The organism is Gammaproteobacteria bacterium (assembly GCA_019911805.1).
GTDB lineage: Bacteria > Pseudomonadota > Gammaproteobacteria > Thiohalobacterales > Thiohalobacteraceae > JAHJQQ01.
Window position 1 is genome coordinate 23,482 of record JAIOJV010000101.1, and the last position, 13,064, is coordinate 36,545.

At 67.2% G+C, this 13,064-nt stretch carries 11 protein-coding genes; all 11 read right to left on the reverse strand.

Annotated elements, in window-relative coordinates; translation table 11 throughout:
* Positions 1-142 precede the first annotated feature (142 nt).
* Complete coding sequence (gene murC, locus K8I04_13190) at positions 143-1,555, reverse strand: UDP-N-acetylmuramate--L-alanine ligase (GenBank protein MBZ0072665.1); 1,413 nt, start codon at positions 1,553-1,555, stop codon at positions 143-145.
* 41 nt (positions 1,556-1,596) lie between these two features.
* The gene (gene murG, locus K8I04_13195; protein ID MBZ0072666.1) at positions 1,597-2,724 is read right to left on the reverse strand and encodes an undecaprenyldiphospho-muramoylpentapeptide beta-N-acetylglucosaminyltransferase; all 1,128 of its coding nucleotides are present in this window, start codon (positions 2,722-2,724) and stop codon (positions 1,597-1,599) included.
* Complete coding sequence (gene ftsW, locus K8I04_13200; GenBank protein ID MBZ0072667.1) at positions 2,721-3,935, reverse strand: putative lipid II flippase FtsW; 1,215 nt, start codon at positions 3,933-3,935, stop codon at positions 2,721-2,723. Before ftsW ends, murG begins: the two co-directional genes overlap by 4 nt.
* Positions 3,932-5,281 (reverse strand): UDP-N-acetylmuramoyl-L-alanine--D-glutamate ligase, encoded by a 1,350-nt coding sequence (murD, locus tag K8I04_13205; GenBank protein ID MBZ0072668.1) that lies wholly within the window; start codon positions 5,279-5,281, stop codon positions 3,932-3,934. The genes ftsW and murD overlap by 4 nt, the downstream gene beginning before the upstream one ends.
* Positions 5,282-5,399: 118 nt before the next feature.
* Positions 5,400-6,482 (reverse strand): phospho-N-acetylmuramoyl-pentapeptide-transferase, encoded by a 1,083-nt coding sequence (mraY, locus tag K8I04_13210; GenBank protein ID MBZ0072669.1) that lies wholly within the window; start codon positions 6,480-6,482, stop codon positions 5,400-5,402.
* Entirely contained in the window at positions 6,482-7,837 is a 1,356-nt protein-coding gene (locus K8I04_13215) for a UDP-N-acetylmuramoyl-tripeptide--D-alanyl-D-alanine ligase (GenBank protein ID MBZ0072670.1), read from the reverse strand. The genes mraY and K8I04_13215 overlap by 1 nt, the downstream gene beginning before the upstream one ends.
* On the reverse strand, positions 7,834-9,372 hold the full coding sequence (locus K8I04_13220) for a UDP-N-acetylmuramoyl-L-alanyl-D-glutamate--2,6-diaminopimelate ligase (GenBank protein MBZ0072671.1): 1,539 nt from the start codon (positions 9,370-9,372) through the stop codon (positions 7,834-7,836). The genes K8I04_13215 and K8I04_13220 overlap by 4 nt, the downstream gene beginning before the upstream one ends.
* The gene (locus K8I04_13225) at positions 9,372-11,093 is read right to left on the reverse strand and encodes a penicillin-binding protein 2 (protein ID MBZ0072672.1); all 1,722 of its coding nucleotides are present in this window, start codon (positions 11,091-11,093) and stop codon (positions 9,372-9,374) included. Before K8I04_13225 ends, K8I04_13220 begins: the two co-directional genes overlap by 1 nt.
* Complete coding sequence (ftsL, locus tag K8I04_13230) at positions 11,090-11,359, reverse strand: cell division protein FtsL (GenBank protein ID MBZ0072673.1); 270 nt, start codon at positions 11,357-11,359, stop codon at positions 11,090-11,092. The genes K8I04_13225 and ftsL overlap by 4 nt, the downstream gene beginning before the upstream one ends.
* Positions 11,356-12,291 (reverse strand): 16S rRNA (cytosine(1402)-N(4))-methyltransferase RsmH, encoded by a 936-nt coding sequence (rsmH, locus tag K8I04_13235; GenBank protein ID MBZ0072674.1) that lies wholly within the window; start codon positions 12,289-12,291, stop codon positions 11,356-11,358. Before rsmH ends, ftsL begins: the two co-directional genes overlap by 4 nt.
* A 7-nt stretch (positions 12,292-12,298) precedes the next feature.
* Positions 12,299-12,751, reverse strand: a complete 453-nt coding sequence (gene mraZ / locus K8I04_13240) for a division/cell wall cluster transcriptional repressor MraZ (GenBank protein ID MBZ0072675.1) — start codon at positions 12,749-12,751, stop codon at positions 12,299-12,301.
* Positions 12,752-13,064: the final 313 nt, after the last annotated feature.

Below are 13,064 nucleotides of genomic sequence, written 5' to 3' on the forward strand. Positions count from 1 at the left end.
ATCCGCTCCCGTCGCTGTTTCGAGGGTCGGGGCAGGCGCGTGGCGTGTGCCGTGCCAGTCACCTTGCGGGGCGCCGGCAGCCACCGGCTGTTCAAGGATTCACCACAGCCCATGTGCAAGCGCAGGCGAATGGTGTGCTGAGTCATGGTCGGTCCTCCTCTGCTGCCTGCCACCGTACCGCCAGCTCCGCCGCGGCCGCGCCGATATCGCCGGCACCGGCCATCAGCAGCACGTCACCATCGGCCAGGATGGCCGGCAGCACGTCGGTCAGATCGGTGGTGTCGTCCACGAACACCGGATCGACCTGGCCGCGCAGCCGGATGGCGCGGCTCAGGGCGCGGCCATCGGCGCCGGCGATCGGCACCTCACCCGCGGCATACACATCGGTCAGCACCAGTGCGTCGGTCTCGCTCAGTACCTGCGCGAAGTCTTCGAACAGATCACGGGTACGGGTATAACGGTGCGGCTGGAACACCACCACCAGCCGGCGTGCGGGCCAGCCGTTGCGGATGGCGTCGATCACCGCGGCCACTTCGCGCGGATGGTGGCCGTAGTCGTCGATCAACAGCACGCGGCCCGCCGGCAAACGGCACTCCCCGTAGACCTGGAAGCGCCGGCCGATACCGGCGAAGTTCGCCAGCGCGGACTGGATCGCGGCATCCGCGAGGTCGAGTTCGCTGGCGACCGCGATGGCAGCCAGGGCGTTGAGCACATTGTGCCGTCCCGGCAGATTCAACATGACGGGCAGGACCGTATCCCGGTCCTTGCGGTGCAGATTGAAGTACATGCGTACCCCTTCCTGGCGTAGCTCACTGACCCACAGGTCGGCGTTGGCCGCGGCATCGATGGCATAGGTGCGTACCGGGCGCGCCACCTCCGGCAGGATCTCACGCACCTCGGCGTCATCGATGCACAGCACCGCCAGCCCGTAGAACGGGAGATGGTGCAGAAATTCCAGGAAGGTCTTGCGCAACTGGCCGAAGTCACCGCCGTAGGTGGACAGATGGTCGGCGTCGATGTTGGTCACGACCGCGATCATCGGCTGCAGATACAGGAACGAGGCATCGCTCTCGTCGGCCTCGGCGACCAGGTAACGACCCGCACCCAGACGCGCGTGGCTGGCGGCGCTGTTCAGCCGGCCACCGATAACGAAGGTCGGATCCAACCCCCCCTCGGCCAACAGGCTCGCCACCAGGCTGGTGGTGGTCGTCTTGCCGTGCGTCCCGGCCACGGCCACGCCGTAGCGAAAGCGCATCAATTCGGCCAGCATCTCGGCACGCGGCACGACTGGAATGCGTTGCGCCTGTGCGGTCACAACCTCCGGGTTGCTGCTGTCGACCGCACTGGAGATCACGACCACGTCGCTGCCGGTGACATGGGCGGCGCTGTGGCCGATGAAGACCGTGGCACCCAGTGATTCCAGCCGGCGGGTGACACTGTTGGTGCGCAGATCCGAGCCCTGCACCTCGTAGCCGAGATTGTGCAGCACTTCCGCGATGCCACCCATGCCGGCGCCACCGATGCCGACGAAATGCACCCGTCGCACCCGCCCCATCCCGCCAGGCTGTACCGCGATATTCGGCATGCCGATCTCGCTCATGTGGCGGCACCTCCGCTGCGCGTATCCAGACCGGCCAGTCGCAGGCATTCCTGCGCGACGACCCGTGCCGCATCGGTTCGCGCCAGGGCGCGTGCCGCCGCCGCCATTCGCAGCCGGCGTTCGGGATCGCGTGCGAAGTCTGCGATCACACTCGCCAGTGTCGTGGCCTCGAGTTCGGGCTCCGGGATCAACATGGCCGCACCGGCGTCGACGAGGTAGCGGGCATTGCCGGTCTGATGATCGTCGACGGCGTACGGATACGGCACCAGGATGGCGGCCACACCGACGGCGGTGAGTTCGGCGATGGTGAGCGCACCGGCGCGGCACACCACCAGATCCGCCCACGCGTAGGCCTCCGCCATGTCTTCGATGAAGGGCACGACCTCGGCCGTGACGCCGGCCCGCGCATAGGACGCGCGCGCGCTGTCCAGATTGCGCGCCCCGGCCTGATGGCGGACCTGTGGCCGCAGCGCGGCAGCACTGCGCGCCAGTGCCTGCGGCAGCAGGTCGTTCAACGCCTGCGCGCCCAGGCTGCCGCCCAGCACCAGCAACCGCATGGGTCCTTCACGCCCGGCGAAGCGCGCGGCCGGCGGCGCGACCCGGGTGATGGTGCCACGCACCGGATTGCCCGTGGCCAGCGGCCGCAGACGCGCCGGCAGACTGCCGGGAAAGGCCTCCATCACCCGCATCGCCAGTGGCGCCAGCAGGCGGTTGGTCAGGCCGGCGATGGAATTCTGCTCATGGATGAGCAGGGGGCGACGCAACAGCCAGGCCATGAATCCACCCGGTCCGGTCACGAAGCCGCCCATACCGAGTACCGCGCGTGGCCGCAGGCGCCGCAGGATGCCCCCGGCCTGCAGCAGCGCGCCGAGCAGCATGAACGGTGCCGTCAATGCATGCAGAAAACCCTTGCCCCGCAGGCCGCGGACGCGCACCCAGGCCATCGGCAGGCCGGCCGCCGGGACCACGCGCGCCTCCAGACCCGCCTGCGTCCCCAGCCATACCACCGGGTGGCCGGCGCTGCGCAGCTCCTCGGCGACGGCGAGTGCGGGAAACACATGCCCACCGGTGCCGCCGGCCATGATCAGGATGGCGTCGCGAGGCCAGGCGTCAGCGGCAGTCATACCGGCCTCCGGGGTGCACGCCGCTGCGGCAGTGGGGTATTCGCCGGCAGGGTATGCACGGAGCAGCGTGTCTCGTAGTCGATCCGCAGCAGCAGACCAAAGGCGACACACATCACCACGAGACTGCTGCCGCCGTAACTCAGCAACGGCAGGGTCAGCCCCTTGGTCGGCAGCAACCCCATGTTCACACCGATATTGATTGCGCTCTGCAGGGCCAGCCAGGTGCCGATGCCATACGCGAGGTAGCCTGAGAATCGATCACCGGCTTTTTCCGCCACACTGCCGATGGCGAAGGCCCGCCATACCAGGAAGCCATACAGCGCCAGCAGCAGCACCACACCGACCAGCCCGAACTCCTCGGCAAACACGGCGAAGACGAAATCGGTGTGCGCCTCCGGCAGATAGAAGAGCTTCTGCACGCCGCTACCCAGCCCCACGCCGAACCAGTGACCACGGCCGATGGCGATCAGCGACTGCGTCAGCTGGAAGCCGCTGTCGAAAGGATCCTTCCAGGGATCGATGAAAGTGGTCAGGCGCGTCAACCGATAGGGCGATGAGACCGCGAGGATCGCCAGCGCCAGACCGGACCCGCCGATGAGTGTGCCGAACTGCCACCAGCGCACACCGGCGAGGAACATCATCGCCAACGCCGTCGCGAACAGCACGACCGTGGCGCCGAAATCCGGCTCCGCCAGCAGCAGTGCCGCCGCGACGATGAGGACGGCCATCGGCTTGATGAAACCGCTGACCTTGCTGCGCACCTCCTCTCCGTGGCGCACCAGATAGCCGGCGAGATAGATCAGCAGCAGCAGCTTGGCGGGCTCTGATACCTGCAGATTGACCGGACCGAGAGAGATCCAGCGGGTCGCGCCATTGACCGTATTGCCGACGCCCGGCACCAGCACCACCGCCAGCAGACCCAGCGCCAGCAGCAGCACCGGCACACCGGCCCGCGCCCAGTGCGCCATGCGGATGCCGAACACCAGTGCAGCGGCACCCAGGCCGACGAGCAGATAGACCGCCTGGCGCAGGCCATAATAGAACGGCTGGCCGAACTGCCGATCGGCCATGCTGACGGATGCCGAGGTCACCATCACCAGGCCGAGCGCGAGCAGGCACAGCACGACCCCCAGCAGCCGGTAATCCAGCCGCGGACAGCGCAGTCCGGTGGTGCGCGCCAGGCGTGTCTGTACGGCGGCCGCGATGCTCATCCGACCTGCCTCCGTACCGCGTCCATGAAGACCTCGCCGCGGTGATCGTACCCCGTGAACATGTCGAAGCTCGCACAGGCCGGCGACAGCAGCACGGCATCACCCGGCTGGGCCAGTTCGGCCGCGCGCTGCACTGCCGCCTCCATGCTGTCGGCGCGCACCACTCGGGTGATGTCGCCGAGCGCCACCTCCAGCAGCGACGCGTCCTCGCCGATGAGCACGGCGGCCCGCAACCGGCCGCGCAGCGGTTCGCGCAGCAGACGGAAATCCGCACCCTTGCCACGGCCGCCGGCGATGAGCACCACCGGTCGCTCCATACCCTGCACCGCCGCCACGGTGGCGCCGATGTTGGTACCCTTCGAGTCGTTGTACCAGACCACACCAGCGGCCGCGGCCACCCATTGCGTGCGGTGTGCCAGGCCGCCAAAGGTACGCAGCGTCTGGAACATGGCCTCCCGCCCGAGACCGGCCGTGTCGCCGAGCGCAAGTGCCGCCAGCGCGTTGCTCAGGTTGTGCCTCCCGGCCATGCGGATCTCGGCCGCCGGCAGCAGCCGCACGTCGCCACACATCAACCACACGGCACCGTCGAACTCCGCCACGCCGTAGTCACCGGCGGCGGGCACCTGCACCCCGAAGCCGATGCTGGGCCGGCCGGGATCGGCGAGCCGCGCGGCATGGGGGTCGTCCCGATTGACGATCTGCACGTGCGCGTTGCGGTAGATGTGCTGCTTGGCCTTGGCGTATTCGTCCAGATTGCGATAGCGATCCATGTGATCCGGGCTGACGTTCAGCACCACCGCCGCCTGCGCCGCCAGCGTGTAGGTCGACTCGAGCTGGAAGCTCGACAGTTCCAGAACATAGAGGTCCGGTTCCACACCATCCGCAGCGAGCAGATCGAGTGCCGGCGTGCCGAGGTTACCGCCGACCTTGACACGACGGCCGTCCGTGCGCGCCATCTCTCCGACCAGCGTAGTGACCGTACTCTTGCCATTGGAACCGGTGATGGCGATGACCGGCGCTTGGGCACTGCGTGCGAACAGTTCGACATCACCGATCACCTCGATACCGCGGGCGCGCGCCGCGCTGATCAGTGGCTGCTGCAACGATACGCCGGGACTGACGATAATCTGCTCCGCATGTGCGAATGCCTCTGGCGCGAAACGACCCAGAAAGAGTGCGACGTCCGGTAACTCGTTCTGTACCGCGGCGAGTCCGGGCGGTGTCGGACGATCGTCCGTGACCGCCACGTGTTCACCGGCGGCCGCCAGATAGCGGGCGCACGACAGCCCGGTCCTGCCGAGGCCGACCACCAACACCTTTCTGGGAGCTCGCGCATCTGCTGTCATGGGTACACTCGCCATCACGGGTCCAGTTGCATCAGAACACCAGCCACAGCATCGACATTACAAAAAACATGAGGCCAACGAGCGCTATCTGGGAACCGACGTTCATGCCGCTACCTCCTCAACGAATCTTGAGTGTCGCCAACCCGATCAGGACCAGGATGACGGTGACAATCCAGAAGCGCACGATGACGCGCGGCTCCGGCCAGCCCTTGAGTTCAAAGTGATGATGCAGCGGTGCCATCCGGAAGATGCGGCGGCCGGTGAGCTTGAAGGATGCCACCTGCAGGATCACCGATACGGTCTCCATCACGAACACGCCAGCCATCACCAGAAACACGAGTTCCTGCCGCACCAGCACCGCGACCAGTCCCAACGCCGCACCCAGCGCCAACGCGCCGACATCACCCATGAAGACCTGCGCGGGATAGGCGTTGAACCAGAGAAACCCCAGGCCAGCGCCCATCAACGCGCCGCAGAACACCACCACCTCACCGGTCTCACGGATGTGCGGTATACCCAGATAGGCCGCGAACTTGAAGTTACCGGTGGCATAGGCGAATACCGCAAGTGCACCGGCGATCATCACCGTGGGCAGGATCGCCAGTCCGTCGAGGCCGTCGGTGAGATTCACTGCGTTGCTGGAGCCGACGATGACGAAATAGGTCAGCACCACATAACCGATACCCAGGTCGACGGCCACATTCTTGAAGAATGGCACCAGCAGTTGTGTCTCGGCCGGCGACTGGGCGGTGGCATACAAAACACCTCCCACCGCCAATGCGATCACGGATTGCCAGAAGTATTTCCAGCGTGCGGCCAGCCCCTTGCAATTGCGCAGCACCAGCTTCTTGTAGTCATCCACCCAGCCGATGACGCCAAACAGCAGCGGGACCACGAGTACCATCCACACGTAACGGTTGCTCAGGTCCGACCACAGCAGCGTCGCGGTCGTGACCGCCACCAGGATGAGTGCGCCGCCCATGGTCGGCGTCCCGGCCTTGCTCAGATGGGTCTGCGGGCCGTCGCTGCGCACCTGCTGACCGACCTGATACTGGCTGAGCCAGCGGATCATGACCGGCCCGACCACGAACGAGATGATCAACGCTGTCAGGACACCGAGGATGGCGCGCAGGGTCAGATACTGGAAGACGTTGAAGCCGGTATGGAACTGGCTCAGATAATCGGTGAGCAGCAGGAGCATCAGGTCTGCCCCCCGTCCGTTCCGGCCAGCGCGCGCACGACGCGCTCCATGCCCATGCGTCGTGACCCCTTCACCAGCAACGTGACCTCGGCACGCAGATCGGCACGCAGCGCGGCCACCAGCGTATCGAGGTCCTGGAAGGTCCGGGCACCGGGCCCGAAATGCCGCGCCGCCTGCGCCGCCAGCCCGCCCAGGCAGTACAACGCATCGATACCGGCCGCCTGCGCGTAGGCACCGGCCTCGGCATGCAGCGCGCCGCCATCGGGGCCGAGTTCGCCCATGTCGCCGAGCACCAGCCAGCGCGGCGCCGGCGCCTCGCACAGCACGTCGATGGCCGCGGCCAGCGAGCCGGGATTGGCGTTGTAGGTGTCATCCAGCAGGAGGCCACCGTCACCACGGTGCATGCGCTGCAGACGGCCGGCCACCGGGGCCAGGGATTCGAGGCCGCACCGGACGGCAGCGAGATCCGCGCCGGCCGCCAGCGCGGCGGCGGTCGCACCCAGGGCATTGACGGCGTTGTGGCGCCCGGGCAGGGGCAGGGCGATCTCCACCTCCCCCGCCGGTGTCCGCAGCCGCAACTGCGTATGACCGGCAACGCTCCGGTAGTCCCCGCTCACGTCGGCATCCATTGCCAGCCCGAAGCTCAGCACGCGCCGGCTCCCGGCCAGCCCCCGCCACAGATCGGCGCAGCTATCCTCGGCGTTGATCACGGCCACGGCGTCCGCGGCGAGCCCGGCGAACAACTCACCCTTGGCGCGTGCCACACCCGCGATCGAACCGAAGCCTTCCAGATGGGCCGGGCCGGCGTTGGTGACGATGCCGACCGTCGGCCGCACCAGGGTCGTGAGATAGGCGATCTCGCCGGGATGGTTGGCGCCCATTTCGATAACGGCGCTGCGGTGTTCCGGCGCCAGGCGGGCCAGCGTCAGTGGCACGCCGATATCGTTGTTCAGATTGCCGTGGGTCGCCAGCACCGGGCCCGCCGTACCGAGAATGGCCGCCAGCATTTCCTTGACGGTGGTCTTGCCGTTACTGCCGGTCACGCCGATGACCGGCACGGCGAACCGGCCGCGCCAGTGGGCCGCCAACCGGCCGAGGGCCCGGCGCGTATCCTCGACCTGCAACCGCGGCAGCGTTGTATCGACGCTGCGGCTGACCGCCACCGCCGCGGCACCGGCCGCACGCGCCTGTTCGACGTAGTCGTGGCCATCGAAATGCGGGCCGGCCAGCGCGAAAAAGAGGTTGTCGGTGGCGAGCGTGCGCGTATCCGTGCTCAGGCCGGTAAAACGCACATCCGCACCGCTGTGACGCGCCACCAGCACCGCGGCCGCCTCGGACAACTGCATGGCCATCATGCGGGGCCCTCCTGCAGCAACGCCCGTACCGTGTCACGATCGCTGAAGGGCAGGCGTCGGTCGCCGACCTGTTGATAGTCTTCGTGGCCCTTGCCGGCGATCAGCACGACGTCGCCGGGATCGCTGTTGGTGATCGCCTGGGCGATGGCGGTGGCGCGGTCACGCTGGACGTAGACGGCGTCCGGGTCCTGCATCCCGGCCAGGATATCCATCACGATCTGCGTCGCGTCTTCGTGGCGCGGATTGTCGTCGGTCAGCACGACGTAGTCCGCCAGGCGTTCGGCGATCGCGCCCATCAGCGGACGCTTGCCAGTATCACGCTCGCCACCGGCACCGACCACGCACCAGAGACTGCCACTGCAGTGTTCGCGCAACGCCTGGAGGACCTGCTCCAGGGCGCGCGGGGTATGGGCGTAATCGACCACTACCAGCGGTCGGCTCGTACCGCCGCCGAAGGGCTCCATACGCCCGGTCACGGTCTGCACCCGCGCCAGCCGCGCCAGCGCAGCGCTGAAGGACACGCCACGGATCAGCAGCACGGCCAGCACGGCCAGCAGGTTGCCGGCATTGAAGCGCCCCAGCAGGGCGACATCGAGGTGTCCCACACCCCAGCTGCCGTCGATGTCGATGGACAGGCCGGCGGTGCCCGCGACGATGTCGGTGGCGACCAGCCAGCGGGTGTTGGGGCGGTCGAGATCGGTCACCGCCTCGCGCCCCAGCGCATAGACGACCAGCGGCAGCGCGGCCGGCAGTTCCGCATACAGCGTCCGTCCGAAGGCATCATCGAGATTGAGCACGGCGGCACCCAGGTCCGGCATGCAGAACAGCCGGCGCTTGGCCGCGGCGTAGGCCGCCTCGTCGCCGTGATAATCGAGATGGTCACGGCTGAGATTGGTCAGTACCGCCACATCGAAGGCCACATCGGTGACGCGCCCCTGATCGAGCCCGTGCGAGGACACCTCTATGGCAACGGCGCGTGCACCCGTGTCGCGCAGCGCGGCGAGTTCCCGTTGCAAGGTCAGCGCATCCGGCGTGGTGTGCAGGCCCGGGCGCAGCGCACCGTACAGACCGTAACCGAGTGTACCGATGGCGCCGCAGGGGTCGCCGGCGGTGTGCAGTGCCTGGGCGAGAAAATGCGCGCAGGAGGTCTTGCCATCGGTGCCGGTGACACCGACGACGAACAGGTCGTGGGAGGGATGGCCGTAGAAACGCGCGGCAATGTCGCCGACCCGCCGACCGAGCTGCGCGACGGCGATCACGGGCACGGGCGCGGCGCGCAGCGGGCCACTGTCCTCGGTGATCGCCTCGGTCGGCTCCCAGGCGATGGCGGCGGCACCGGCGGCGATAGCGTCGGTGACAAAATCCACGCCATGCCGCTGCCGCCCCGCGACCGCAAGGAACAATACGCCAGGGCGCACCTGGCGACTGTCCAGTGCCAGCCCCTGCACCGCGACGTCCTGGCTCGGCGCGACCCTGGCCAAACCGTGCAGCAGCTGCGACAGCAGCGGCGCCTGGGGCCGTTCCTGCGCGGGCATCACGGCGGCCCCCCGAGCGCCACGCGCTGTACGATCTGCGGCGACAACTCGTCGGCGGCATCCGGCGCGACGTTGAGAAAGCGCAGCGCACCCGCCATGACCTTGGAGAACACCGGCGCCGCGACCTTGCCACCGTAATACTCACCATCCGACGGCTCGTTGATCATTACCACCGTCACCAGACGCGGGCGACTCAATGGCGCCAGGCCGGCGAACACCGACAGATAGCGATCCTCCGCATAGCCGCCGGCAATGGACTTGCGCACGGTGCCGGTCTTGCCACCGACGCGGTAGCCGGCGACACGCGCCGCCGGCGCCGTACCCTGAGGACCGACGGCCTGGGCGAGCATGGCGTTGATCTGGTCCACGGTACGCGTCGACAGGATGCGCTCACCGCGTGGTGGCCGTTCCAGCGGCAGGAAAGACACGGGCCGCGACAGGCCGTCGGCGGCGAACACGGCGTAGGCCTGCGCCAGCTGCAGCGGCGTCACCGACAGCCCGTACCCGAACGACAGCGTCGCCTGCTCGATGGGGCGCCAGCGGTGGTGATGTACCAGCAGACCCGCGGCCTCACCCGGGAAGCCGCTGGCGGTCACGGTGCCGAATCCCACCCGGCTGAGCAGCGACCAGAAGTCGGCACGATCCAGCGACAGCGCGATCTTGGCGACACCGACGTTGCTGGACTTGCGGATCACGCCAGTGACGTCGAGGGCACCGTAGTTATGCACGTCGCGCACGGTGTTGATGCCGACGCGGTAGAAACCCGGATTGGTGTCGATCGGGGTGTCGGGACGGTAGTGGCCGGATTCGAGCGCCACCGCGACCGTGAAGGGTTTGAGCGTCGAGCCGGGCTCGAACACGTCGGTGACGGCCCGGTTGCGCGTCGCGTCGGGCGTGAGCCGGGTACGGTTGTTGGGATTGAAGGATGGCTGGTTGACCATGGCCAGCACCTCACCCGTGGTGGTGTCCAGCACCACGACGGAACCGGAGCGCGCCTTGTGCTGCTGCACCACCGCCTTGAGCTCGCGGTAGGCCAGATACTGGATGCGGCGATCGATACTCAGTTTGAGATCGCGCCCCGGACGCGCCACCCGGATGCTCTCCACGGTCTCGATGACACTGTGGCGCCCGTCCTTCACCACGCGCTTGGCGCCGGGCTCACCGCGCAGCCAGTCGTCGTAGGCCAGTTCGATACCTTCCTGGCCGGTGTCATCGATATCGGTGAGGCCGAGCACGTGAGCGGTCACCTCCCCGTCCGGGTAATAGCGCCGGTACTCACGCTGCAACGCGACCCCCGGGGCCGCCAGGGCACGCACCTGCGCGGCCACCGACGGATCCACGTGCCGTTTCAAATAGACAAATTCGCGGCCCGCGCGTTCCGCCAGGAGCCGCTGCAGCTGATCGGGTTCGAGTTCCAGGATCTTGGCCAGGGCGGGCAGGTAGGCGCGTGCCGACGCGAGTTCCTGGGGATTCGCCCAGACGGAATCGACCGGCGTGCTGACGGCCAGCGGCTCGCCGTTGCGGTCGGTGATCATGCCCCGATGGGCCGCCAGCGTGACCACGCGCAGATGGCGCGCGTCGCCCTGGTTCTGGAGAAAGTCCTGGTTGAACACCTGCAGATCGATCGCGCGCCACACCAGTGCGCCGAAGGCGCAGACGAACAGCGCCAGGACGAAGCGGCGGCGCCCGGCGAATTCGGTCTTGTCAGTCGCTCTGCTCATGGCCGTACGATCACCACGGCGCCGGGCGCCGGTGTTGTCATTTTCAGCCGCTCGCGGGCGAGTTCCTCGATGCGACCATGGGTCGCCCAGGTACTCTGCTCCAGCTGCAGCTGCCCCCATTCGATATCCATTTTGTCGCGTGTCGCCTCCAGGCCCTGCAGCGTGATGAAGAGCTTGCGGCTCTGGTACTTCGCGTAGACCACGCCCAGCGCAGACAGCACCACGGCCAGTACCAGCAGCGGCAGGAGAATGCCGACACCCTTCACGTCAGTCTCTCCGCCACACGCAGCACGGCACTGCGCGCCCGTGGGTTGGCTATCAATTCCTGTGCGCCGGGCTGGATCGCCTTGCCCACCAGGCGCAGACGCCCCGGTGCGGGCCCGCCCATGACCGGCAGATCGGGCGGTAACATTTCGCCGCGGCTCTCGCGGCGCATGAAGCGCTTGACGATGCGGTCTTCGAGGGAATGGAAACTGATGACGCACAGCCGCCCGCCGATCGCCAGCACATCGAGGGTCTGCCCGAGCGCGGCCTCGAGATCCTGCAGCTCCCGGTTGATGTGGATACGCAGGGCCTGGAAACTGCGCGTCGCCGGATTCTTGTGACGCTCCCGCGTCGGCACTGCCTGGGCGATGAGCTCCGCAAACTGCTGTGTCGTGGTGATGGGACGTTCTGCCCGCGCCTGTACGACGGCCCGCGCGATACGCCGGGCAAAGCGCTCTTCGCCGTATTCCTGCAGCACCCGCACGATCTCCGTTGCATCCGCCTGCGCCAGCCACTGCGCCGCGCTCACACCGCTGTCGGGGTCCATACGCATGTCGAGGGGACCGTCCCTGAGAAAGCTGAAGCCGCGCGTCGGGTCATCGAGCTGCGGCGACGACACGCCCAGGTCCAGCAGGATGCCGTTCACGCACCCGGCTATACCCCCTTCCCGCGCCAGTTGCCCTAACATGGCAAACGTGCCTCGTTGAATATGGAAGCGGGCGTCCCGCCCGAATCGTTCCTGCGCGACCCGCACCGCATCCGGGTCCTTGTCCATTGCGTACAAACGCCCGACCGGACCGAGGCGTTCCAACAGCGCTGCGGCATGGCCGCCACGGCCGAAGGTGCCGTCGATGTAGATGCCATCGGGCTGCACCGCCAATCCATCCAAGGCCTCCTCGAGAAGCACCGGACGATGCGCTTGGCTCGGCGTCATGGGAGGACTACAGAATCAGATTCTGCAGCGTATCCGGCGTACCGGCTTCGTCACCGTCCACCGCCACCCAGTCGTCGCGGATCGCGCCCCAGGCCTCTTCATTCCAGATCTCGAACTTCCGCCCCAGTGCGACCAGCTCCACCCGTTTGCCGAGCTTGGCGAACTCGCGCAGGCGCGGCGGGATCAGGATGCGGCCGTGGCTGTCAACGTCGGTCTCAGTGGCGTGGCCGAGCAGCATGCGCTGCAGGCGGCGGGTCTGGATGTTCTGGTTGGGCAGGCGCATCAGCTCACGCTCGATGTCTTCCCAGGTGGGGATGGGATACAACAGCAGGCAGCCGTCGTCATGGACGGTCAGCACCATATGGCCACCACAGCTCTCCTCCAGGTCCCCGCGGTACCGGGTGGGGAGCGCCATGCGGCCCTTGGCATCGAGATTGACGGTGTTGCCACCCCTGAACAAAAATACCCCCCGGCCCCGCCTGAATTACCATTTATTTCCACTTTCCCCCACTTGGCGACACTATAGGAACCACCTGCCCACCCTGTCAAGGGAAATGCCGCCGGTAAATGAAAAAATCTCGCTTTGCGGACAGTAACTTAGGCAATCTCAGGGGTTCCCAGGGGTTTTTCCAGATCATTCAGCCTGTTGGATGGCAAAGTTGTTACAGCGCATGATCTAAACTGTGATTCTCCCGGAATCTGGCGGGGAATGCGGTGTGGCGATGGCTGCCCGGACCGCCCGCTACCGGCTGGGCTCGTAAGGAGGGGGTGGG